Genomic DNA, 25150 nt, shown 5'->3' with positions numbered 1-25150 from the left:
TTTTACTCTTTATTTTTTAGCGTAATTATACATAAAATATAAATTTAGTATAAATTAAACTTTAAAATATATCATTATAAAATCATTATTAAAAAAGGAGAAACAATGCTTTCAAAAGAAGTAGTGGCTTTATTAAATGAGCAAATTAATAAAGAAATGTATGCAGCAAATTTGTATTTGAGTATGAGTTCATGGTGCTATGAACATAGTTTTGATGGTGCGGGTGCATTTTTGTTTGAGCATGCAAGAGAAGAAAGTGATCATGCAAGAAAACTCATCACTTATTTAAATGAAACTGATTCTAAAGTAGAATTAAAAGAAGTTAAAAAACCTGATAGTGATTTTAAATCATTACTTGATGTATTTGAAAAAACTTTCGAGCATGAGCAAAGCATTACTGCTTCTATTAATAATCTTGTAGATTTTATGCTTTCAAGTAAAGATTATTCAACTTTTAATTTCTTGCAATGGTATGTAAGCGAACAGCACGAAGAAGAAGCGCTTTTTAGAGGTATAGTAGATAAAATCAAACTCATAAGCGATAATGGCAATGGCTTATACATGGTAGATCAATACATCAAAAGCTTAATTAATAAATAATTTTTTAGCTTCCATTAAATTTGGAAGCTAAATATCTTTTAATTTAAAAGAATTCTTGCAAAATAAAAGTAAATTTGCTAAAATACTTTTTATTTAAAAGGATTTTTATGCAAATGAATGAAATTACTGATAAACTTAAATTTATACTCCAAAAAGAAGGCATAAAAAACGCCAAAGATTCTGATGTGGCTAAAATGCTAAATATTAATCCTGATACCTTTTATAGTATGAAATTTAGAAATTCCATACCTTATAAGCAAATACTTCATTTTTTAAATGAAAGAAATATCAATATCAATGCATTTTTTTATGAAGATTCTCTTGAGAGTAATACTCCATCACTTGATCTAAACTATAATGTTTTAAAATATTATGATGTTAATGCTTCTATGGGAGGTGGAGCTTTAAATGATAATGTGAGTTTTTCAGAAGTGATTATAGATGAAAAACTAAGTGATTTTTTTGGCTCAAAAGATTGTGATATCATCCCTTGTATAGGCGATAGTATGGAGCCTGAAATCAAAGATGATTCTTTGTGTTTAGTAGATAAAAGCAAAAGCTTTAAAGAAGGTGGTGTTTTTGCAGTAAATACTAGAGATGGTTTATTCATCAAACAAATTTTTAAAAGTAATAAAGGCGGGGTTTATCTGCACTCTTTTAATCTAAGTTATGCAGATGTACATTATCAAAATGGTGATTTTTTAATCGTGGGTAAGGTAGTGGGGACTATAAGTAGAATTTAGTATTTAGCAAATAACTTCTTTTTTCTATATGATAATTTTTATTATTTAAATTAACAAAAAATAAATATAAGTATATTTTTAAGTTAATTTTTATTAAAAAATAGTCACAATTATACTTTAATAGTTAATAGATAATAAATAAGAGTATTTTTATCTTTTAACAAAACACGCGAAAGGGAAGTTATGAAACACAAATTAGCTAAGTTTGCTACCTATGCCTGTTTAGCTTTAGGCATAAGTTTGAGCTCGCAAGCTTTTGCTTCTTCAGAGCCTAGAACCCTTGATGGTTACGTAGCTCAAGAAGATGCATTTTTTGACTATCTTTACAAACATCACCCTATTTTTAAATATGAAAAAGAAGGGCGTTTGGTAGGTAAATTCACTCATAGTGATAGAACAGAAAACTGGGTTTTAAATCAAAATGGGGCTAAATTTGCTGCTGAGCATGATTTAAAACAAGCTTCTATTACTTATCGCTTGCCTTATGAATCTTTTTTGGATTTTCCAAACAAATTTGTAGGCCCAAAAAAATGTGGTGAGTGTCATCCTGCTCAATATGCCTCTTGGGAGCGTTCTCGCCATGCAAAAACCGTGCGTTTCCCGCATGAAATGGAAGAAGTTGGCGGAGCTGAAGGTTTAAAAAAACCTATGTATAACTCTCAAGCTACTATTTTACCTGATGGAATTTATCCAAATGATGTTTATGCTCTCATTGGAACACCAAGAACAAAATATGGTTTTATAGATAGATGGCTTGTACGCGGAACTTACCATGTTGAAGATGGAAATTTGAGTGATTTAAGTGGTAAATTAACCGCCGGAGGTAATCAATTCTCAAGACTTTGGAGTGAGTTTTTAACCCCTGAAATGGCACAAAAAATAGCTGCTTTTGCACCTGGTTTTCCTACTAAAATGGAAGATTTTGGAGGAAATGGCTCTCAAGTATGGGGAACAAACTCTTATGCTGCAACTTATAAAGAAAAAGCAGTTTTCCAACCTGCTACTGCATATTGTGAAACCTGTCATACTTTTAAATTTGATTTTAAGAGTAAGGAAGAATTTTACAAAGCACTAGGTAATCCAAAAGAACTTCAAAAACATACCATCTCAAAAGGTATTACTTGCGAAGAATGCCACGGGGCTGGAGCACATCTTTATGGAGCAAGAGGTGCGGGTATGCCATCAAATTGTGAAAGATGTCATCAAAGATTTTCATATAATGAAGCTGATGCTAAAATCAATCCTAGAAAACCTTTCAATGCGTATTTTAAATCAAGTTGTCCTGCGTGTGGAACAGAAGGTGCTCAAATGTATTCTTCAGCACACTATGATAAGGGTATGAGATGTAATACTTGTCATGATCCACACGAAGTAACTTTTAATGATTGGAAAAGCGGTTATACTAAAACAAAACTTAAAAAAACTTGCAAAGATTGCCATGAAACCCAAGCTAGCTTTTTTAAAAAAGGTGGAATTCACGCAAAAGATAGCTGTACAGCTTGTCACATGCCAAATATGATGAGTTGTGAAAATTTTGGAGCAGTTCAAAACCCTGACAAAGGTGGTTTTGATAATGTTAGAGCCTCTCATATATGGAATATCAAAGTAGATAAAACCACAAAAACACTTAACCCACCAGAAGGCAAAGAAAGATCACCTAAAGTTGGTGGTTGGACTATAGCTAGAGATGATGAAGGTAGATTTTTCCTTGATTTAATGTGGAGTTGTGGTAGAACTAGTTTTAGTGATATTAATCTAATGGGTCCTGGTGCAAGTGGTTGTCATAGTCCTGTGCAATCAACCTTACCTGAAAAACTTCACTTTAGCAATCAAGAAATGATTTATGATAAGGTAATGGAGTGGCAAAACCCTGTTAAAGAAGGCTATGAAAAAATTAGAAAAGGTATAGCAAGTATTGATAAAACTTTTGCTGAAAAAACCAAACTTTCAGTAGAGCAAAAATCAAAAGTGCTAAGCCTAACAAATCAAGCTCAAGCCATAGCTGATAGACTAGAAAAAGATGGTTCTTGGGGTGTTCATGGGCCTGCTTATTCTAAGAAAATCATAGAAGAAGCTTTAATTTATATCCAAGAAGCACAAAATATCCTAAATGGTAAATAAATACAAAGGAAGAATGAAAAATTCTTCCTTAAAATAAGGAGCTAGTCTTGAAAAATTTAATTACTCGACTTTTTATTGTCCTTTTTACTCTTTTTATGCCATCAGGGTTTATTTTTGCTGAGGCTAATGGAGAAATAGGCTCAATAGAAGGTGTAAAAAGCATTAGCTTAGCACAAGCTCAAGAAATGCTAGATCAAAATAATACTTATTTTTTTGATGTCAACTCAGAGCAAGACAGACAAGCTAATGGCTATATACCTAATTCCATATCAACCTATGTGGAAAATTGGCAAAATTTACTACCTAATGATAAAAATGCAAATTTAGTATTTTATGGTTTAAATCGTTTTAGATTTGAAGCTTCTCAAGCTGCTGCAGTTGCTATAGAACTTGGCTATAAGAACTCTGTTGTAATGCTTGATGGTATTGAATCATGGATAACTTCAGGTAGAAAAGTTGAAAAAATAGACACAGTTAAATGGGAAAAAGCTAAAGAAATTATCGAGTTTAAAGACACTATCCACTCAAGATTTAAATTTAGCAATACCCCATCTTGTCGTGATTGTCATGCTCAAAAAGGTAAAGGCATTAGAGCTGATATTGCAGCAAGTAAAAACTTAATCAATCAAAAATGTGCAACTTGCCATGAAAAAGCAAGCAATGCTTTAGCAAAAAGCGCTCATGGAGTAGAAAAGTTCTTACCTGCTCAAGATATGCAAAAGAAAAAAGAAAAACCATCTTGTGCGACTTGTCACTCTATTCATGTTACCCCAAAACATTCAGGAATTTATTCACAAAAACAATTAGTCGATCAAAAATGCGCACAATGCCATAAACAAAAAAGCACGACTTTTCATATGACTTTCCATGGTAAAGGCATGTTTTTAAGCACTCCAGGTGAAACTCCAAGTGTTGCTACTTGTTCTGATTGTCATGGTAAACACAATATTTTAAAATCAAGTGAAAGAAGCTCAACTCTCTCGCCAATTAACCGTGTTCAAACTTGTAAATCATGCCATCCAAATGCAAATGAAAATTTCGTAAATTGGATGGCACATGCTGATCATAGCGATGGCGAAAAATATCCTGGATTGCATGGTGCTTATATATTCATGACTATTTTGGTAATTTCTGTATTTGTTTTCTTTGGAGCCCATACTATACTTTGGTGCTTGCGTTTAATTGCTATGCGTATAAAATATCCTAAAGAATGGAAAGAAGCAAGAAAAGCAGCACATGAAGATAAAGTAAGAGTAAGAAGATTTAGCACTTTCCATAGAATTCAGCATTTCTTTATGGCAGCTAGCTTTTTGGGTCTTGCATTCTCAGGCTTACCACAAAAATTCTATGATTCAGCGTGGGCCAAACCTATGATTGATTTAATGGGTGGAGATATCATTAACGCAGCAACCATACATCATATTTCAGCCATAGTAATGTTTGCAGTATTTTTCTCTCACATTGGAGAAATCATCATTGTAAATTGGAAACGCCGTGATGTAGCAAGGGATCCAATAACTGGTAAAATAAGCTTTATGAAAGTTTTAAAAGCTACTTTTGGGCCTGATTCTTTAATGCCAAATTGGCAAGATTTTAAAGATATGAAAGATCATTTTAAATGGTTCTTTGGTTTTGGGCCAAGACCACAATTTGACCGCTGGACTTATTGGGAAAAATTTGATTATCTAGCAGTATTTTGGGGTATGTTTATCATTGGTATTTCAGGGCTTATTTTATGGTTTCCTGCTTTCTTTGGTAAATTTTTACCAGGTGAAGCAATCAATCTAGCAACCCTACTTCACTCTGATGAAGCTTTACTTGCTACAGGATTTATTTTTGCAATTCACTTCTTTAATACACATTTTAGAGCAGATCGCTTCCCTATGGATATGGTGATTTTCTCAGGAAACGTTAGCGAAGAAGAGATTAAACAAGAAAGAAGCGTATGGTATAAACGCTTAAAAGAAAGTGGAAAATTAAGCACTTTATATGAAAATAAAAGTAACTTCAAAGCATATCAATGGCTAGCTAAACTTGCAGGATTTGCAATGCTAATCACTGGTTTGGTATTTTTATTTTTAATGCTTTATACTTTCTTTAACACTATCTTATAACCTTATTCGCTATAATAGCGAATAAGGACTTTTCCTAACTTTTTCAAGGATTTTAAATGTTTAAAATACTCACACTTAGTTTTTTAAGTATTTTTTTTACAGCTTGTTCTAATGAAGAAAAACTTGATTCTAATTTAATCTCAAGCGGTACACAATTTTCTAAAGAAAATTTGCAAAAAGCAAATGATTTAGATAAAAAATCTTATGAAGAAATAGCTCATTTATTTAAAGATAATACAAATATAAAAAGTGATGATAAAAATATTTTAATCATTTTCAGCGCAAATCATTGTCTTTATTGTGATAAATTAAAAGAAGAAATTAAAAATGATAAAAAAATACAAGAACTTATAAAAGAAAAATACAGCTCATATTATATAAATATAAGCTATAAAAAAATTCATACATTTTATAAAAACCATAAAAGTGACTTAAGCACAGCTGAACTTTCTAGTATTTATGATATAGTGGCCACCCCTACTATTGTAATTTTAAACAAAAACAGCCAAACTTTGCTAAATTATCCTGGTTTTATTAGCGCAAAAAGATTAAGCGCTACAATGGAGTTTTTAAACCAAAAAGAAAATCAAAATTTAGACGAAGCAACCATAGCACAAAAACTTATACATTTTTATAAAGAAAATAATATTTAAGGCTTAAAAATGCAGTATTTTTTTTCTTTTGCAATGAGTTTTTTGCTAATGAGTATATATGCTATAGCTTGTGCTGTGGCGACCTTTATAGAAAATGATTTTGGTATTAGCGCGGCTAAAGCTTTGATTTATAATAATGCTTGGTTTGATATGTTGCATTTATTACTAGGTTTAAATTTAATCGGAGTGATATTTTATAACAAGCTTTTTAAAAAGAAAAAATACTCTATCTTGCTTTTGCATTTATCTTTTATAGTGATTTTAATCGGTGCTGGACTTACTAGATATTTTGGCTTAGAAGGTGGAATGCATATAAGAGAAAATCAAAGCTCTAGCACCATAGTCACTAGGGAAGAATTTTTAAAAATTACTGATTTTGATACTAATGCTAGTTTTGAATTTCCTATTAGCTTTACCCCACTAACTCAAAAGCATTTTGAAAAAACTATTGACTTAAATGGCGAAAAATTAATCATAAGCTCCATCAAATACACTCCGCAAAAAGACTCTATCACACCTGCTAGCTTAAAATTAAATATTAATTATCAAAAAGCAAATACGCAAATAACCTTAAATCCAAATTTTACAAACAAACAAGCAGTGCATTTTAACTTACAGGGAAAAGATTTTACTATCAATTGGGGGCCTAAAGAAATCAAACTTCCTTTTGCATTACACTTAAAAGATTTTATACTAGAGCGTTATTTAGGCTCTATGAGTCCATCTTCTTATACTTCAAAAATTCAAATCATAGATGAGCAAAACAATATTGAGTTAGATTATGATATTTTTATGAATAATGTTCTTGATTATGGTGGATATAGATTTTTTCAAAGCTCTTATGATCAAGATGAGCAAGGCACTATACTTTCAGTCAATAAAGATCCTGGTAAAATCCCTACTTATATAGGTTATACTTTATTGATTTTAGGATTTTTATGGGTTTTATTTGACAAAAACTCAAGATTTCATCGTTTAAGCATTTATTTAAAAAAAGGTCAAAGTTTTGTATTGTTTATTTTACTTTTTGCAAATTTACAAACTCCGCTTTTTGCACAAGAAAATAAAAATGAAATTTTAAATTTAATCTCAAATTTGCAAAAAAATTCCTATGAACATTCTTTAAATTTTGCAAGATTACTTGTGCAAGATCATAATGGTAGAATCAAACCTTTAGATACTTTGGCAATGGAATTTGTTTATAAAATCACTCAAAAAGAAAAATTTTTAAATCTTCACTATGATCAAATTTTTCTAGCAATGATGATTTATCCTAAAGAATTTAGAAAAATCAAAATAATAGCTACAAAAACAAGCAAGCTAAGAGAATTAATAGGCGCAGATATAAATGAAAAATACATAGCATTTGATGATGTGTTTGATAATGGGGTATATAAACTTAGTAATTATGTTGAGGAAGCTAACCGCAAAAAGCCCTCACTAAGAACTAACTTCGATAAAGATTTGCTAGCCTTAGATGAAAAAATAAATCATGCATATTATATTTATAGTGGTCAAGCTTTAACTATTTTTCCTGATATTAATGAACAAAGTTTAAAGTGGTATTCTCCGGTGCAAATTTTACCTTTTGCAAAAGAAGATGTAGAGCGTTTACAAATGCTTTTAGTTAGCTATTTTTTACAAGTTCGCAATGGTGTTGAAAATAATCAATGGCAAGATGCAAATGAAATTTTGCAATCCTTAAAAGACTTTCAAAATCATTATGGAAGCAGTGTTTTACCACCAAAAGAAAGATTAGATCTTGAAATACTGCTTAATCATTATAATATCTTTGATAATCTAACTTTTGTTTATATTAGCTTTGCGTTAGTGTTTTTCTTTTTAAGTTTTTATACTATATTAAAAAATATTTCTTTATCTGCCTTTGTGTATAAATTTTTTTACATCATTTTAAGCATGTGTGTAATCATACATGCGCTAGCTTTAATCATTCGTTGGTATGTAGGTGGGCATGCTCCTTGGAGCAATGCTTATGAAAGTATGATTTACATAGCTTTTGCTTGTGCGATAAGCGCTGTGATATTTTTTAAAAAATCACTCTTAGCTTTATGTAGTGCGAGTTTTTTAGCAGGCATTTCACTTTTTGTGGCTCATCTTGGCTTTATGGATCCTCAAATTGGGAATTTAGTACCTGTTTTAAAATCATATTGGCTTAATATTCATGTTTCAATTATAACAGCAAGCTATGGATTTTTAGCACTTTGTTTTATTATAGGGATTTTAAGTTTAATTCTTTTTACCTTAAGATGTAAAAATAAAAACATAGATTTAAACATCATTAAATTACACTGTGTTAATGAAATGTCTATGATAATAGGGCTTGCAATGCTCACGATAGGAAATTTTTTAGGTGGAGTTTGGGCTAATGAAAGCTGGGGAAGATATTGGGGTTGGGATCCAAAAGAAACTTGGGCTTTGATTTCTATTGTAGTTTATACCATGGTATTACACTTAAGATTTATTTTCAAAACTTATTTTATTTTTGTTTTTGCAAGTGCTAGTGTTTTAGCCTTTTATAGTATATTAATGACTTATTTTGGAGTAAATTTTTACCTTTCTGGGCTTCATTCTTATGCAAATGGCGATGCTTTTCCTATACCAACTTTTGTGTATATTTTGATTGTGCTTAATTTTGTTTTAATTGTAAGTGCAGGAAGGAAACGAGATTTAAATACGCCTAGTTTTTAAACTAGGCTTTGCTTTTTTCAATTTCTTGAAGCGCTAGGATAAGATCTTTTAAATTTTCATATGGAATATGAACTTTCCAATCTATTCCATTTTCCTTTTTTAAAGCCACACCTATACTTAAGACATCATTACTTCCTATACCATAAGGATTAGAAAGATTACAAAGGCTTATTTCTCCACTTTTACTACCATGTAATTCTATAGTTTTAAATATTTTTTTACTCATGTTTATCCCTAAAAGCTGTGATAATTTTTGCTTGAAATTTTAGCCAATCTTTTTGAAGCATGATAGGAAAACCACCATAAACCCTAGCACCTTCTAAATTTTTAGTGACCCCGCCTCTTGCGGCTATGGTAGCAAAATCCCCTATTTCTAAATGCCCACTTGTAGCACTTTGCCCACCCATAGTAACATTTTTACCTAAAATACTTGAGCCTGAAATTCCACTTTGAGCTACTATAAGACAATTCTCCCTTATTTCACAATTATGCCCTACCTGAACAAGATTATCAATCTTTGTACCTTGCTTTATGATAGTGCTTTCAAAAACTGCTCTATCAATAGTCGTGCAAGCTCCAACTTCCACAAAATCTTCTAAAATAACATTCCCATTGTGATAAATCTTATAATGCTCGCCATTTTTTGTATGTGCATAACCAAAGCCATCGCTACCTATAACACAATTTGCTAGCAAATGGCATTTTTTACCTATTTTAGTGTCATTATAAATCACAACATTTGGATGGATTGTAGTATATTCACCTATACTTACATTATCGCCTATATAAGCACCTGCCATTATCACCACATGATCAGCTATTTGGACATTTTCGCCTATATAAACATTTGGCATAATCTTGGCGCTTTTAGCGATTTTAGAATTTTTCTTTTCACTAGAGATTAAAGGTTTTGCAAAAAGCTTACTTAAAAGCGCAAAAGACAAATGTGGATTATCAACAACTAATTTAACACAATCTTTTGAAACTAAATTTTCAAATTCTTTTGAGACTAATATAGCCCCAGCTCCACTACTTGCAATTTTTTTAGAGTTTTTTTCTCCATCACAATAACTAAGTTCAGTAAAACTTGCATTATTCAAAGAATTCAAAGCTGTAATTTCTATATCATCTCCACAATATTCTATACCTAAAAATTTAGCAATTTCACTAATTTTCATTTTACCTCCATTAAAATAGAACCACTTCTAACAACACTAATAGGATTATACTTTTTCATGGTTTTTAAAAAGTTATCGATATTTTTTGCATTATCACTTGCCATTACTATAATAAACTCATCATCACTATAAGTCACACTGCCATTATAAGCTTTTAATATAGCATCTAAGCCTGCAAAATTTTCATTTAAAGCAATCTTTACCAAGGCTGTTTCTTTTTCTATAAAATCACTAGAATCAATCACCTTATAAGTAGGTATGAGTTTATGAAGTTGTTTAATAATTTGCTCAAAAACTTTTTCATCACCTAAAGTAACGATATTTATCCTTGAGAATTCTTTATCATCAAGTGGTGCAACTGTAAGAGATTCTATATTATAACCGCGTCCTGAAAAAAGTCCAACAACGCGTGATAATACCCCATGCTCATTTAATACAATGACAGAAATTACTCTTCTTTTCATTTTTTATCCTTGTTTTTATAACTAGGTAAAATCATATTATAAATTGCTCCACCTGCAGGTACCATAGGCAATACATCTTCATAACGATCTATAGCTACATTTAAAACACAAGTTTTTTTAGATTCTAAGGCTACTTTAAAAGCTTTTTGAAATTCTTCTTTACTAAAGACATTATAACCCTCACAATGAAAACCTTTAGCAATAGTGACAAAATCAGGCTGGTTTGTTAAATCTGTATTAGAAAATCTTTCTTTATAAAACATACTTTGCCATTGTCTTACCATGCCTAAAAAAGAATTATTTAAAATGATATTAATCACTTTGATTCCATAAGCACTTGCTGTCATTAGCTCTTGTATATTCATTAAAAAAGAACCATCGCCTACAAAATTTACAACCACTTCTTCACCCACAGCTAATTTAGCTCCAAGCGCAGCCGGTAAAGAATACCCCATAGTTCCTTGCCCACCGCTTGTTGCAAGTTGTCTTGCGTAATTAAAAGGATAAAATTGCGCTACCCACATTTGATGTTGCCCTACATCAGTAATTATCCTTGCATCAGGAGCTAATCTAGCACATTCTTCTATAACCCATTGAGGTTTTAAAACTTCATCACTATCTTCATAGATTAAAGGATATAACTGTTGATATCTTTGTAAAGTTTTAAACCATTCTTGGTATTTTGTATTATCAAAACTTTCTTTTTTTAATTCTTCTAAGGTATCTAAAATAACACTTTTAATATCCCCAACTATAGGAAAATGCGCTTCGATGATTTTAGAAATAGAGCTTGGATCTATATCAATATGAACGATTTTTGCACCCTTGGCAAACTCACTTGTTTTACCAGTAATCCTATCATCAAACCTAGCACCCACAGCAATGAGCAAATCACACTCACTTAAAGCGATATTTGCACAATAACTCCCATGCATGCCTGCCATTTTTAAATTAAGCTCATCATCGCTTCTTAGAGTCCCTAGAGCCATCAAGGTTTCAACTGCAGGAATTTGACAAAAATGAATTAATTCCCTCAACTCATCACTAGCATTAGAAGCTATACAACCTCCACCTAGGTAAAATAAAGGTTTTTGAGCATTTTTAATCAAACTTACCAATTTTTTAATTTGCTTAATATTTCCTTTATAGGTTGGCTTGTAAGTTTTCATAGAAATTTCTTTAGGATAATGCCATTTACCTATAGCAGCAGTAACATCTTTAGGTATATCAATATGCACAGGCCCTTTTCTACCTGTTGTAGCAATATAAAAAGCTTCTTTTAAAATTTTAGGTAATTCTTCAATATTTTTTACCAAATAATTATGCTTTACACAAGGTCTTGAAATACCTATAGCATCGATTTCTTGAAAAGCATCTGTTCCTATTAAAGAATTTGCAACTTGAGCTGAAATTAAAACCAAAGGTATAGAATCACTATAAGCAGTAGCTAAACCTGTAACTGTATTGGTAAAACCAGGTCCACTTGTAACTACTGCCACACCAACCTCACCACTCATTCTAGCATAAGCATCAGCACTATGTAAGGCTGCTTGCTCGTGTCTAACTAGAATGTGTTTAAAATGAGTTTGCTTATAAATTTCATCATATATATTTAAAGCCGCACCACCAGGATAACCAAAAACTACTTTAACATTTTCTTCTTTTAATGCTTCACAAATCATTTGCGAGCCATTTAGCTCTTTCATTATTTTACCCTTTTGCTTAAAATGGAAAATATTATAACGATAATTTAATAAATATTATTTTATAAGGAGAGTTTCTTGAAAAATCAAGAAACTACTTGTGCTTTTTTAGCGTATTCTATACCTAAATCAAAAGCTTTTGCATTTGCTTCTTTAGTTTTTGCAGGTACCATATCAAGCATAGTTTGTTTTAATGCATCAATATCAATACATTTACTCATATAAGCAGCTATAGCTAGAGCAACAACTGATTGAGTAGCTACATTACCTACTTCTTCTTTAGCTATAGTAATAATAGGAATTTCAAAAATTTTCCATCTAGCATAATCTTCTTTACTTGGATGAACTAAATTTGGCTCTACAACTATAACACCGCCATCACAAACACCATCTTTAAAACTATGATAACCCTTATCAGCAGTTGAAAGCATAAAACTAACTTCACCTTCTACTGCATAAGGAAAAAAGATTTCATTTTCATCAATGATAATATCAACCTTAGTTGGCCCACCTCTAACTTGAGAAGTATAAGTAGAAGCTTTAAAAGCATTACGTCCTTCTTTAATGGCAGCTTTAGCTAAAATTTCACCTGCAGTGATAACCCCTTGTCCACCTTCGCCGCAAAATCTTAATTGATATTTCATTTTAATGCTCCTAAATCAACCATTCTTTTTTCTTTTAAAGCTCTTCTAACTTCTTCATAAGCTTCACAATACTCTGCCTTGCTTTCATCTTGGTGTAAAATTCCTGTAGGAAATTTATCTGCTCTTTGTTCATAGTCTAATTGTTCAAATTTAGACTTTTCAACACAACGATTTTTAATCCAATCAAGCATGCTTACAGCTTCACCCATTTTATTTTTTCTACCAAGATTAATATGGCAGTTTGAAAATACATCTACAAAACTATAACCTTTATGTGATAAAGCTTTAAAAATGATATTTTCAAGTTTATTTGCCTCAATAACATTTGTTCTTGCTACAAAAGAAGCTCCTGCAGCTTTAGTAAGCTCACAAGCATCAAAATTTGGGTCTATATTACCTGCTTGAGCAGTAACAGTATAAAAGCCTTGTGGGGTAGTTGGTGAAGTCTGTGAATTTGTAAGACCATAAATAAAATTATTAATTAAAATATGAGTTAAATCTATATTTCTTCTACATCCATGAATAGTATGATTTCCACCAATTGCTAAAGTATCGCCATCCCCACTTACTACGATTACATGTTTTTTAGGATTTGCTAGTTTAATCCCTGTTGCATAAGCAATAGCTCTACCATGGGTAGTATGTACTGTATTACAATTTACATAAGAACTCATTCTACCACTACAACCTATACCAGAAACTAAGCAAACATCATCCATATTCCAGCCAAGTTTTTGAATAGCCCTAATAATAGCTTTTAAAACAACGCCATCTCCACAACCCCAGCACCATTGTGTTGGAAGCTTATCTACTCTTAAATATTCATCGTAATTAAAAGCCATTTTACATATTCTCCTTTACTTTAGCAATAATTTCACTTGGGGTTATAGGGCGACCATTTGCACGGTGCAAGCTAATAAAATCATCTCTTTTACTCACTCTTTGAATTTCTTCTAAATATTGCCCCATATTAAGCTCACTTACCATAACTTTTTCAAATTTAGACACTACTTGAGCTATTTTTTTCTCAGCTACTGGATAAAGGGTAATAGGTCTAAAAAGCCCTACTTTTAAACCCTCTTCTCTAAGTCTTAAGATAGCTTCTTTAGCAGATCTTGCAACGCTTCCATAAGCAATGATTAAAAACTGTGCATCATCACACATAAACTCTTCATAAGTGCAAATTTCATCGGTATTATTTTTAATCTTACCAAATAATCTTTTCATATTTTTATCTACTATCGCTCCATCTTCAGTTGGAAAACCTATATCTCCATGATGAAGTCCTGTGATATGATAACGATAACCTTCAAAGAAAGGATTTAGTGTAGCAGCTTCATTTTCCCCTGCTGCATAAGGTTTATAATCTTTTTTATCGCCCGTAAATTTTTTACGGTTGATAATTTCTAATTCTTCTAAATCAGGTAATTTTGCCTTACCATTCATATGTCCTATAGTTTCATCTAAAAGCAAAAATACCGGAGTCATATATTTTTCAGCTAGATTAAAAGCTCTAATAGTTTCAGTATAAGCTTCTTCTAATGAAGCAGGAGCTAAAGCTATACTTGCATAATCTCCATGTGTTGGAGCTTTTGCTTGAAATAAATCTCCTTGTGCAACCCTTGTTGGAAGACCAGTTGATGGACCACCTCTCATAACATTTACAATTACTAGTGGAATTTCAGCTATAAAACCCAAACCAATTTGCTCAGCTTTTAAAGAAATTCCCGGTCCACTACTTGCTGTCATGGATTTTACTCCACTCATAGAAGCGCCCAAAGCCACACTAATACCTGAAATTTCATCTTCCATTTGTATAAAAGTACCATCATTTTTTGGTAACATATGGCTTAATTCATGTGCTATTTCAGAACTTGGAGTAATTGGATAACCACCAAAAAATTTACAGCCACAATCAATCGCAGCTTTGGCTACTAAAACATTACCTGTTGATATCACTTCTCTCATTATTTTTCCTATGCATTTAGTTTTTTATATTTATTTTCTTTAACAGCTTGTGCTCTTTCTTTAGCTTCTGGTGTAAGCTTTGCAAATTTAAACTCATCTCTTTTGGCAACAAAAATCGCAAAATCAGGGCAGTGACTTTCACATTCACTACAGCCTATGCAAGAATCAGGATGAACCACTTCTATCATCTGTCCTAAAACTGCACTGATTTCATCTCTCATTGCTAAAACTCCAGCTGGGCAATAACTAACACAGATATTACAAGCTTTACATCTTGCTTCATCAACCCAAACTGGTGTATTTTCTGGGGTTATCATTAATATTCCTTTCAAAATTTTATTATTTTTAATGATTTTTTATTAAAAATTATTTTTAAAACAAACTTTTTATTATAGCGAATTTATAGCATGAATTAATATTATTTAAGATATAAAGTAAAACAAATAGATATTTATAACACAAAGTAACATTAGGAGTAAAAAACTCCTAAAAATTATTTATAATTATACTGAATAAAAGAATTTTCTAATGCATTTTGTTCTTGGTTATCTAATTTTAACTCTAAAGTTTCAAGCACTCCATCAAGACTAATTCTTGCCATAACCCCAAAAGCTTTTTCTCTTATGCCATATTCTCCATGCAAAATTACACATATTGGTAAAAATTCTCCACTTTTTAAAGCCTCTATCATTCTCACACAAGCACTTGCAGGAGCCAAATATGCTGAAGTTTTTAAGTGTTTTATAATTTTAGCACCACCTGTTTTAACTTCTTGTTCTATTTGCGTTAGATCTTGTTTATTTAAAACCTCATTTAATGCTTTGTTTTGAACTTTACTTTGAGATTTTACTAAAACCATGCTATCATTGTGAAAACCTATAAGCTTAGTATCTACACATGAAGTTTTTATATTTAGCTTTTTACCAACTTCATATTTAAATCTAGCATTGTCTAAAACACCTGCCATAGCAATGATTTTTTTTGATGAAAATAATTTACTTTCATAAAGAGCATTAAGTAAAAAATCTACAGGGTTACTTACTATGATAAACAAAGGATCGTTGTTAAATTTTTTAATATTTTTTGCACACTCAAGCATAATTTTAGCATTAATGGCAAAAAGCTCATCCCTACTTTGACCTTCTTTTCTAGCCACTCCCGCACTAAAAATAACCACTTGAGAATCTTTTGAGTACACATAATCATCTGTGCAAGTTATTTTAATATCAAAATTAAAAGCAGCTATACTCTGACTTAATTCTAATTCTCTAGCAAAAAGCAAATCTTTATTAATATCAATTAACACAAGTTCATCAACTAACTCTCTTAAAATCAAAGCATAAGCAGTACTTACACCAACATTTCCTGCACCTATAATAGTGATTTTCATTTTTTCTCCTTTTTGTATTTATTTCACTAAATTAGCCGGCAATTCAAAAATATTTTTAATTAAATGATAAGGAAGTTGCAAACTTTGTGCGATAAGTTGAGTTTTAAACTCAGGGCTTTCCACTGTTCCACTTAATTTAATTTGTGTGCTAATTTGCCTATCCTTACCTAATATAATTTGATTGATAATAGGAACTTTAGAAATAACAGAACTAGCTGATTTTAGCGTTCTAAGCTCTAACAAACCGTCCACTTGATTATTTCTTAAGTTGATTTTAACTTGACCTAGCACATCTGCACTATCACCATTAAAATTAAGTGCGTCTATTTCAAAAAGATCTTTTTTACGGTTAAAACTTATACCAGCATTTTCAACGCTAAAGCCTTTTTCGTTAAAGGTAGGTGCTTTAAATAAAATTAAACTAGGTATGGTATCAATAAAGCTTAAAAGTTGTTGATGAAATTTTAAATCTTTCAAATAGGTATCTTTAAATAAAAACTTACCTTTAAAAAAATCAGTGCTATTACCATCAACATAAAGATTAAACTCACCTTTTTCAAAAACATTTTGACGCATAAAGGTGTTTAGAAAATCATCATCCATTTTTAAAGCTCTAATTTGCATTTGATTTTCTTTAAGCAAAAAATCAAATTTAGATTCATTTCTATTTGCCCAAGCTTTTAAATAATCTTTTTTGATTTTAGCGTCAAATTGATCAAAATCTAAGGTTTTGTTAAAATCTTTCAAAATCAAATCTATATTTTTCCCACTAATATTGTAAGTTGAATTTTCAAGGGTATCTAAAGTATTTTCTGTATCTTGTTGTGAAATTAATAAATTAATATTATTTAAAGTGATATTTACATCATCATTGTCTTTTTGAGCAAAAACACTACCACTTGCACTAGTTAAATTAAAATCATCTCCTTTTATTTTTATACTAAAACTATCATATTCATAAGGGTTGTTATCTTTATAAAGTAAAAATGATTCAAAAGTAGTATTATTAATATCTACATTAAAATCTTGGAAATTTAAAGTGTTTAAAGATAATTCCCCATCATGCACTTTATTTTTTTGCATTAGTTTAGAATAATTTTTATATTTTGCAAGTTTTTCAACATAAACAGACATACCTTGATCAAAATTTAAAGTTGTAGTAAATTCTTTATTATATAAACTAATATTTTTGTCAAAATCAAGGCTTAAATCAAGAAATTTATTTTCCATTTTTAAGCTCTCTTGTGGTAATTCTAAGTTTGTTATAAAGGTTTTAAAATCACCTTTTTTTTGCTTTAAATCAACACTTGCATTAAAATCACCGTTAATCATACTACTTTGCACGCTTGCATTTTGTATATCTAGCTTATCTTTTTTTAAAGTAAGATTTGCTTGAGCTATCTTAAAATCACTTATATTTATATTTGAATTAATAATATTAAAACTACCATTATAAGTAATTTTCTCAGGATGATCAAAAGGAATTTTCAATGTTAAATCAGTCTTTGCAATACCATTATTTTGTAAAAATGGTAATTTTATATCATATAAAAGCAAAATTTTATTAACCCTATAATCAGCTCTAGCATTATTACTTTTAATACGTATATAAATTCCTGCTTTTTCATTTAGCATATTATCTATGTAAATTTGACTTTGAGTTAAATCATAATTGTTAAAACGTAATTCATCATAAATAAAATCAAGTCTTTGTTTGGCAAATTCAAGCCTTACAAAAGGACTTACAATAGGATCTATGCCTTTATCTAAAACTACTTTTAAATTATTTACATAGCCTTTGGCATTAATATCATTTAAATAATATCTATGTTTTCCAAAGTCTGCAAAACCGGTTAATTTTTCTATAAAATAAAAATCAGCCTTTACCTTACCACCCACCCAAAGAGCAAGATTAGAAGGCAAATGCACTCCATTTTCTACTAAAATATCAAAAATTTGCGAAATGTTATTTGAGCTGATATTTTCTAATTCATAAGCAATCTCTTCTCTTTTGAGTGAAAATTTAACATCGCTTTTTAAAAAATCACTATCGATTTTACCTTTAAAAGTATAAAATTTTGTCTTAGGATTGATAAGCAAGGAGCCGACTATACTAAGGTTATGATCTTTTAAAAGAAAATTATCAATATTAGCTTGTATATTTTTATCATTAATTTTTAAATTTACTTTTACTAAAAGATTTTTACTATTTACAAAAAATAGATTATTTTTATAAATTAACTCTACAGGATAGTTATTAACAAAAATTTCATCTATATTGATTTCTTGAAAAAACCAATAAATATATTTTACATCTTTGATAAGCTGTACAGCTTTACTTGCGCTAGTTTCATTTTGAGTATTTCGACTTTGAGAATTTACTACGACTTTTTTAGCATTTAAAATGAGTTTTTTATCTAATTTAATATATAATTTCTCCAAATTAATAGAAGAAAATTCTAATTTTTCTATATAAATTCCATTTTTGAGGTAAATAAACAAAGCAATGAAAAATATCATAGGTAATGCTAAAAATTTAAGAATTTTTTTAATATGTTGTGATTTGATTTTAATTTTTCTTTTATCCATTTTTTATTATCTACTTTTACCTATAAAAACAAACTCTGTAGTTTTTATACCACAAGGTTCTGTTAGCAAGATTATAACGCAATTAGATAAAAATAACTATAAAATGAGCAGTATTGATAAATATACTTTATATTTTTTAGGTCATCCACAATCTGGCTGGATAAATATAGGTACAAAAGAACTAAATAGAGCTGAATTTTTATATAAACTTACCGTCGCTAAGGCAGCACTTGAAACTATTACTTTAATTCCTGGAGAAACGACTGAAATTTTCTTTGAAGAATTAGCACCAAAGTTAAATTTAAATGCCAAAACCTTAATGCAGGAATTTTACAAACAAAGTCCTTTTAAAGAAGGTATGCTTTTTCCTGAAACTTATAAAATTCCAAAAGGTATTACAGAAGAACTTTTGGTAAAATATCTTTTGGCTTACTCTGTAAGTGAATTTAAAAAACTTTCTTATAAAATCTTTAGAGAATATAATGAAAAAAAATGGCATGAGTATATCATTATAGCTTCCATTATACAAAAAGAAGCAGCGAGTAATGAAGAAATGCCTATAGTTTCATCTGTAATTAGAAATCGTTTAAGAAAAGGCATGAAGCTTCAAATGGATGGAACATTAAATTATGGAAAATATTCTCATGAAAAAATCACTCCACAAAGAATAAGATCAGATAATAGTTCTTATAACACTTATAAATTTAATGGCATACCAAAAGAAGCTGTGTGTAATGTATCATTTGAAGCTATCAAGGCAGCTATTTTTCCTGCCAAAACAGAATATTTATACTTTGTAAGAGATAAAAAAACCAATAGGCATATTTTTACCTCTACTTTAAAAGATCATAATAAGGCAATAAGAAATTGATTATAAAATTTCTCTTTGCCCTTTTGCATCAGGTTCGCTTAAAACACCTGTTTGTGAAAGTTGTTCTATGATATTTGCTGCGCGGTTGTAGCCTATTTTTAAGCGTCTTTGCAAATAAGAAATACTAGTTTTTCTATCTTCTAAGATTACAGCCTTTGCTTCTTCATAAAGTTCATCTAAATCCCCATCATCAAATTCACTTCTTTTATAAGCTCCATCTTGGCTATCATCTTTTAAAAAGCTCTCATCATATTCTACTACTTGTTGAGCTTTTAAAAACTCTACTATATTTTCTATTTCATTTTCACTTGCAAAAGGCGCATGTAAACGCACTAAGCCACTCATACCAGGAGGGGTAAATAAACAATCCCCACGCCCTAACAAACTTTCAGCACCCATAGAATCTAAAATAACCTTAGAGTCTATCTTTTGCCCTACTTTATAAGAAATTCTACTTGGTAAATTTGCTTTTACAACCCCAGTAACAACATCTACTGAAGGGCGCTGTGTAGCTACGATTAAGTGGATTCCACTTGCTCTTGCCATTTGTGCTAAGCGACCTATATAAAACTCCACATCCTTACCCGCAGTCATCATTAAATCAGCCAACTCATCAATAATCACTACGATAAATGGTAAGATTTTACCACCTTGTTCTTTGATTTTTTCATTGTAATTTTCTATATTTTTAGTTTTTGCTTCAGCCATCAAGCGATACCTGCGTTCCATTTCAGCTACCATATTTGATAAAGCATTTACCGCCTTTTTAGGATCAGTAATTACCGGTGTAAGTAAATGTGGTATATCATTATAAATACTAAATTCAAGCATTTTAGGATCTATCATCATAAGTCTTAAAGTTTTTGGTGAATTTCTATAAAGCAAAGATAAAAGCATAGAGTTAATTCCCACACTTTTACCACTTCCTGTAGTTCCTGCTATTAAAAGATGAGGAAGCTTTTTAAGATCTGTGATGAAAGGATCACCTACTATATCTTTACCCAAAGCTATAGTTAAAGGTGAGCTAGAATTTTTAAATACCTCACTTTCTAAAATTTCTCTTAAGTAAATCGTATCAATTTTTTCATTTGGAACTTCAATTCCCACTACATCTTTACCTGGGATTGGAGCTTGAATTCTTATAGTTTGAGCTTTTAAAGCCATAGCTAAATCATCTTGTAATGATAAAATTTTACTTACTTTAACATCTGCTGCTGGACGAAATTCAAAAGTAGTTACAACAGGACCTGTATAGGTTCTAACTACATCACCACCTATTTTAAAACGTCTTAATTTTTCCAACAAATCATAAATTTTTCTATCGATTTCTTCTTCATTGATTTCACTTTTGCCTTCTTTTGGCATAGTTAAAAAATCTAAAGGTGGTAAAGAAAAATCTTTTGGTTTTTCAAAATTTCCAAAGTCAAGATCTTTTAATAAAGCTTTATTTTCACTCACTTCATTAGCGATAGAATGGTGTGTTTTGTTTTCTACTACTTCCACTATAGGCTCTTGAGTAATCTCAAATGGAACTTTTTCTTCTTTAACTTCATTTTGTGCTTCTTCTACTACAAAAGGACTTTCATAGTTTTTTTTACTTCTTAGCTCTTCTATACTAACAGGCTTATTAAAATCATCTTCACTAAAATCGAGTTCTTTTACTTCATTTTGTGGGATAAAATCCTCATCTTTAAAATCTTTTACCCCTAAAAAGCTAGTTTTGTTTTGAATTTTTTTAAACTCAGCTTCTTTTTGCGCTTCTATGGCGTTTAATTCTTCAATTTTTTTAAAATCCTCATTAAGCTCTTCTAAAATTTTTTCTTTTTGTAAAGCTTTATACTCTTCTAGCAACTTAGCTTTTTGCAGCATTTGCTCACGCTCTTTAAGCTCTTTGGCAAATAAAGAATTTTCTTCTATCACTTCTTCTTTGCTTTCATTTAAGTCCATATTGCGTCTTTTATAGCTTGGTTCATCTAAATTTTTACTTTTTAAAGTTTGAGTATAAATATCTTCACTTTTATTTTTGTATTTTGATAAATACTCTTCAGGGGTCATTTCATCTTCCTTTATATTTATTTGACTAGCTTTTTGAGCAAAACTTGCAATAGGCTCTGAAAGCTCATGAATATAGCTTGAACTTAACTTTTTATCCTCTTCGCTAATTACCACTTCTTCTAATTCTTGGTTTTTTAAATCTTCAAGATTGAATTTTTTACTTTCTTGGACCTCTTGTTTTGGCAACTCTTCTTTCTCAATGAGTTCTTCTTTTTTTTCTTTGATTAAAAGCTCTTGCTTAAGTTTTTCTTGCTCTTCTTTGGTTTCGTTTTCGTATTTATCACCACCAAAAAATCCAAAAATTTTATTTTTAATTAAAGTTTCAAGTTTTAAATAAAAATCAAAATCAAGCTCTATTTTAAATACTTCTTTGATAATTTGCGGAAAAGAAATACTAAAAGCAAAAGCTAAAAGCAAAATCACTAAGATTAAACTTCCTATTTTTCCAAAAAGTCCATCTAAAATCACAAACATAGCAGAAGCTATATAACCTTTATCTTGCAAAAACGCCGAAGCAAAAACAAGCGAAGCAAAAATACAAGCAAAAATAGCCACGCTAAATCTACGCTCAATAAGTTCAAAGTTATAATCATTTTTATATAAAAGATAATTAAACCAAAAAAAGACAAAAGGATAAAATTTAGTCAATGAGCCAAATAAAAAATAGCTAAGTTTTGCTAAAGAGTATCCTATAATACTTACTAAAGCTTGATCAGGTATCAAAGCACTTAAACAAAAATAAAAAATAAAAATATTAGAAATAACAAAAATAGCTTCTTTTTTTATAACACATCCTTTATAAAGAAAAAAGCTATTATATCAAAAAATTATAAGTAGTTTAATAAACTCATTTGAGAAATTTTAGAAGTAGCTGAAAGCATAGCTTGATAAGATACCATAGTTTGCATAAATTGCATATAAGTTTGTCCATAATCAGCATCAGTTACTCCGCTTTTTATAGAAGCAATATTAACATTTAAAAAAGTCATTCTTTTATTTGTTTCTTCTATATTATTAGTATAAGCTCCTATGGTTGTTTGCATTTTTCTAACATGATCTTGTAAATGATCTATTTTTTCTAAAGCTCCTTGCAATCCTGTATTTCTAGGGTCACTTCCTTCTGAATCAGCTCTCATATTACCTTTTAAAACAGCATCTATCATCTCATCTAAATCTTTAATTAAATCAATATTTGGCTCATCAATAGTTAAAGAATTATTTGCGCTAAATACAAAACCCGAACCATTTACAGAAGTGCCTGCAGGGGGAAAGCCACTATTTGAATTTGAATCTTTAATGGTAAGACCTATATTAGTATTAGTTGAAAACTTATCAGTAATACTTATACGACCTTTATAGTCCATACTTACATTAACAAAATCTTTAGAATCACTTATATTTTGTTGAATAGTTTGAAAATCACCATTATTGATTGTTCCGTTTGTATTTGGAGTAATTGTAGCAGTTGGAACCTTATCGCTTGCAAACATACCTATAATATCATTTAACTGACCATAAGTAATATCTTCAGGTCTTGTTTGCATACCCACTGAAGTTCCCGTTGCTTCATTATACTGAGAATGAGTAATAGGAAAACTTATGGTTTGAGTAGGATCGTTTGGATCAGGGTAACTTACAGTGGAATTTTCTAAATCAATAGTTACATTATATTTTTGACCACTTTTAGAAGTGATTTCCATTTGAAGTTGTTGACCATCCATACTTCCATCAGCATTTGCAACAACTTCACTTAACTTTGTGCTATCAGTAGCATATTCACTTGTACCTTTAATAACTTGAGAAACATTACCAAAAACAGTATTGCCATCTTTTTCAAAAGGTACATCAAAATCAGCTCCATTAGTTTTATTACCATTGATATTGCTTTTTATAAAATCTGTTTTATAGATATCAACAGTAAATTGCTTACCTCCCACTTCCACTGTTACTGGACTTTTAGTATTATTTAAATCTCCACCATGCGCTGCTTGCATAATACGCTCTGTAACCTGAGCCATTGTAATACCCTCAGCTTTAGCAGCTTCACTTAAATCTTTAATTTGCTCTGCATCTTGAAGCTGTGGTGTCATAGCAACAGCATGAAAATCTAAAGAACTACTTCCATCTTTTAAGCTCTTTATTTCTATTTGACCACTATCATTTAATGCAACTTTAACAACCTCATTCCCTTCTGTATTGCCATATAGTTTTCCAATATTTTCCAAAACATCTTCGATTTTTGCATCAGGATCTATATCTAAAGTAGCTTTAAAACTTGTCCCATCAGGTCTAACACCTTGAATATACATAGATGAATGCGGAAAAGGAAGTTTATCATCATAACTATCACCAAAATGCTCATCTGGCTTAAGTCCTCCATTTTGCACATAGTTCTGACCTATTAAATGTGAAAATTTAGACTCACCTGTTAAAAATTCTTTTTTATCCGGATAACGAGCATCGGTGAAAGAAACATTTGTTGAGATAATCTTATTGATATTCGAATCAGGTTTAAAAAATAAATCCCAACCAGGTATATTATAAGGAATTTGAGTACCAGCGCCACTTACTACAAAAATATTATCTTTATTACCAGTATAATTTCCATATTTATCAAAAGGCATATTAGCACTATTTGACCCTGCAAATAAATACTGTCCATTGATACTAGTATTTGCAATATTTATAATAGAATCTCTTACAAGTTTGAGTTCTTTTGCTATAGCCTCTCTTGATTCTTGAGAATTACCATCACTTGCGGCTTTTGTTAAAAGCGTTTTAAATTTTTCCAAAAGTTCGGTGATATTTTTTAAAGCCGTATCAGTATTTTTTGCCATTTCTTGTGCTGCTTGGGTTCCTTGAATAATCTGACCTATATTTGCCATCTCATATTCTAATCTTGAACCATTAATATAAACATTTGCATTTTCCCAAGAATGCTGAATAAGCTGACCTGTTTGTAATTGCAAATTATATTTATTCAACAAAGATTGCCCATCTGTATAGTTTTGTATGGAAGTATAGTAGTTATACTGATTACTAATTCTCATTGTTTTGCTCCGCAAATAAATTTTAAATATTACAAGCAAAAAAAGTTCCAAACTTTAAAGATATTTTCATTTGTTATATAAATATTTTATATTGTTTTAATTTTTTTTTAGTATAATTTTACATTCTATATTTTTAATCTAAAATCTTAAAAAAGCCCGAGTGGTGAAACTGGTAGACGCGCCAGACTCAAAATCTGGTAAGGGCAACCTTGTGTCGGTTCGAGTCCGACCTCGGGCACCATTTGTTTTTTACTCCCAAGTGTTTTTTTGGCAAATTATATTCAAAATATTAAAAAAG

The 25150-nt window shown here is 30.3% G+C and carries 18 protein-coding genes, 1 tRNA gene and 1 pseudogene; 8 read left to right on the top strand and 12 right to left on the bottom strand.

Annotation, left to right across the window (positions count from 1 at the left end):
- The first annotated feature begins 105 nt into the window (after window positions 1-105).
- From ftnA to ccsA, 6 genes are all read left to right on the top strand, one after another.
- Complete coding sequence (ftnA, locus tag L8V88_RS04225) at window positions 106-600, top strand: non-heme ferritin (protein WP_012661514.1); 495 nt, start codon at window positions 106-108, stop codon at window positions 598-600.
- 107 nt (window positions 601-707) lie between these two features.
- Window positions 708-1343 carry a helix-turn-helix transcriptional regulator gene (locus L8V88_RS04220; protein ID WP_120759114.1) on the top strand — a complete coding sequence of 212 codons (636 nt, stop codon included), beginning with the start codon at window positions 708-710 and terminating at the stop codon, window positions 1341-1343.
- 183 nt (window positions 1344-1526) lie between these two features.
- On the top strand, window positions 1527-3464 hold the full coding sequence (locus L8V88_RS04215) for a cytochrome c family protein (RefSeq protein WP_263726968.1): 1938 nt from the start codon (window positions 1527-1529) through the stop codon (window positions 3462-3464).
- A gap of 95 nt (window positions 3465-3559) precedes the next feature.
- Window positions 3560-5578, top strand: coding sequence for a rhodanese-like domain-containing protein (locus tag L8V88_RS04210; RefSeq protein WP_412175403.1), 2019 nt, complete (start codon window positions 3560-3562; stop codon window positions 5576-5578).
- 56 nt (window positions 5579-5634) lie between these two features.
- Window positions 5635-6231 (top strand): SoxW family protein, encoded by a 597-nt coding sequence (locus L8V88_RS04205; protein WP_263726965.1) that lies wholly within the window; start codon window positions 5635-5637, stop codon window positions 6229-6231.
- 9 nt (window positions 6232-6240) lie between these two features.
- Window positions 6241-8940, top strand: coding sequence for a cytochrome c biogenesis protein (gene ccsA, locus L8V88_RS04200; protein ID WP_263726964.1), 2700 nt, complete (start codon window positions 6241-6243; stop codon window positions 8938-8940).
- A 1-nt stretch (window position 8941) separates the two neighbouring features.
- On the opposite strand, the gene L8V88_RS04195 is transcribed toward ccsA, so the two are convergent.
- From L8V88_RS04195 to L8V88_RS04150, 10 genes are all read right to left on the bottom strand, one after another.
- Window positions 8942-9166, bottom strand: coding sequence for a hypothetical protein (locus L8V88_RS04195; protein ID WP_052243278.1), 225 nt, complete (start codon window positions 9164-9166; stop codon window positions 8942-8944).
- A complete protein-coding gene (gene lpxD / locus L8V88_RS04190) occupies window positions 9159-10118 on the bottom strand; it encodes a UDP-3-O-(3-hydroxymyristoyl)glucosamine N-acyltransferase (protein WP_263726962.1) in 960 nt (319 codons plus the stop codon). The genes L8V88_RS04195 and lpxD overlap by 8 nt, the downstream gene beginning before the upstream one ends.
- The gene (gene ilvN / locus L8V88_RS04185; RefSeq protein ID WP_039628356.1) at window positions 10115-10582 is read right to left on the bottom strand and encodes an acetolactate synthase small subunit; all 468 of its coding nucleotides are present in this window, start codon (window positions 10580-10582) and stop codon (window positions 10115-10117) included. Before ilvN ends, lpxD begins: the two co-directional genes overlap by 4 nt.
- Entirely contained in the window at window positions 10579-12288 is a 1710-nt protein-coding gene (locus L8V88_RS04180; RefSeq protein ID WP_214127232.1) for an acetolactate synthase large subunit, read from the bottom strand. The genes ilvN and L8V88_RS04180 overlap by 4 nt, the downstream gene beginning before the upstream one ends.
- 83 nt (window positions 12289-12371) lie before the next feature.
- On the bottom strand, window positions 12372-12929 hold the full coding sequence (locus L8V88_RS04175) for a 2-oxoglutarate:acceptor oxidoreductase, gamma subunit (protein WP_039618370.1): 558 nt from the start codon (window positions 12927-12929) through the stop codon (window positions 12372-12374).
- The gene (locus L8V88_RS04170) at window positions 12926-13771 is read right to left on the bottom strand and encodes a 2-oxoglutarate ferredoxin oxidoreductase subunit beta (protein ID WP_087700040.1); all 846 of its coding nucleotides are present in this window, start codon (window positions 13769-13771) and stop codon (window positions 12926-12928) included. Before L8V88_RS04170 ends, L8V88_RS04175 begins: the two co-directional genes overlap by 4 nt.
- Window position 13772: 1 nt before the next feature.
- Window positions 13773-14897, bottom strand: a complete 1125-nt coding sequence (locus L8V88_RS04165) for a 2-oxoglutarate synthase subunit alpha (protein WP_039626148.1) — start codon at window positions 14895-14897, stop codon at window positions 13773-13775.
- Between the two features lie 8 nt (window positions 14898-14905).
- Window positions 14906-15214, bottom strand: coding sequence for a 4Fe-4S binding protein (locus L8V88_RS04160; protein WP_412175402.1), 309 nt, complete (start codon window positions 15212-15214; stop codon window positions 14906-14908).
- A 176-nt stretch (window positions 15215-15390) separates the two neighbouring features.
- Window positions 15391-16287 carry a malate dehydrogenase gene (locus L8V88_RS04155; protein ID WP_263726960.1) on the bottom strand — a complete coding sequence of 299 codons (897 nt, stop codon included), beginning with the start codon at window positions 16285-16287 and terminating at the stop codon, window positions 15391-15393.
- An 18-nt stretch (window positions 16288-16305) separates the two neighbouring features.
- Window positions 16306-18807 (bottom strand): AsmA-like C-terminal domain-containing protein, encoded by a 2502-nt coding sequence (locus tag L8V88_RS04150; protein ID WP_263726958.1) that lies wholly within the window; start codon window positions 18805-18807, stop codon window positions 16306-16308.
- On the opposite strand from L8V88_RS04150, the gene mltG reads away from it, so the two are divergent.
- Entirely contained in the window at window positions 18794-19747 is a 954-nt protein-coding gene (gene mltG, locus L8V88_RS04145; protein ID WP_263726957.1) for an endolytic transglycosylase MltG, read from the top strand. The two genes, L8V88_RS04150 and mltG, sit on opposite strands and share 14 nt — an antisense overlap.
- On the opposite strand, the pseudogene L8V88_RS04140 reads toward mltG, so the two are convergent.
- Together L8V88_RS04140 and flgL are read right to left on the bottom strand one after the other, a co-directional pair.
- Window positions 19748-21676, bottom strand: a pseudogene (locus L8V88_RS04140) (DNA translocase FtsK); the annotation flags it as partial.
- A gap of 953 nt (window positions 21677-22629) precedes the next feature.
- Window positions 22630-24852 (bottom strand): flagellar hook-associated protein FlgL, encoded by a 2223-nt coding sequence (gene flgL, locus L8V88_RS04135; RefSeq protein WP_263726956.1) that lies wholly within the window; start codon window positions 24850-24852, stop codon window positions 22630-22632.
- 154 nt (window positions 24853-25006) lie between these two features.
- On the opposite strand from flgL, the gene L8V88_RS04130 reads away from it, so the two are divergent.
- A tRNA-Leu gene (locus L8V88_RS04130) sits at window positions 25007-25093 on the top strand.
- Window positions 25094-25150: the final 57 nt, after the last annotated feature.

The sequence above is a fragment of the Campylobacter sp. IFREMER_LSEM_CL2101 genome (assembly GCF_025771825.1).
Lineage (GTDB): Bacteria > Campylobacterota > Campylobacteria > Campylobacterales > Campylobacteraceae > Campylobacter_D > Campylobacter_D lari_C.
The sequence above is the reverse complement of the archived record's forward strand: the minus strand, read 5'-3'. Positions and strand labels throughout refer to the sequence as shown.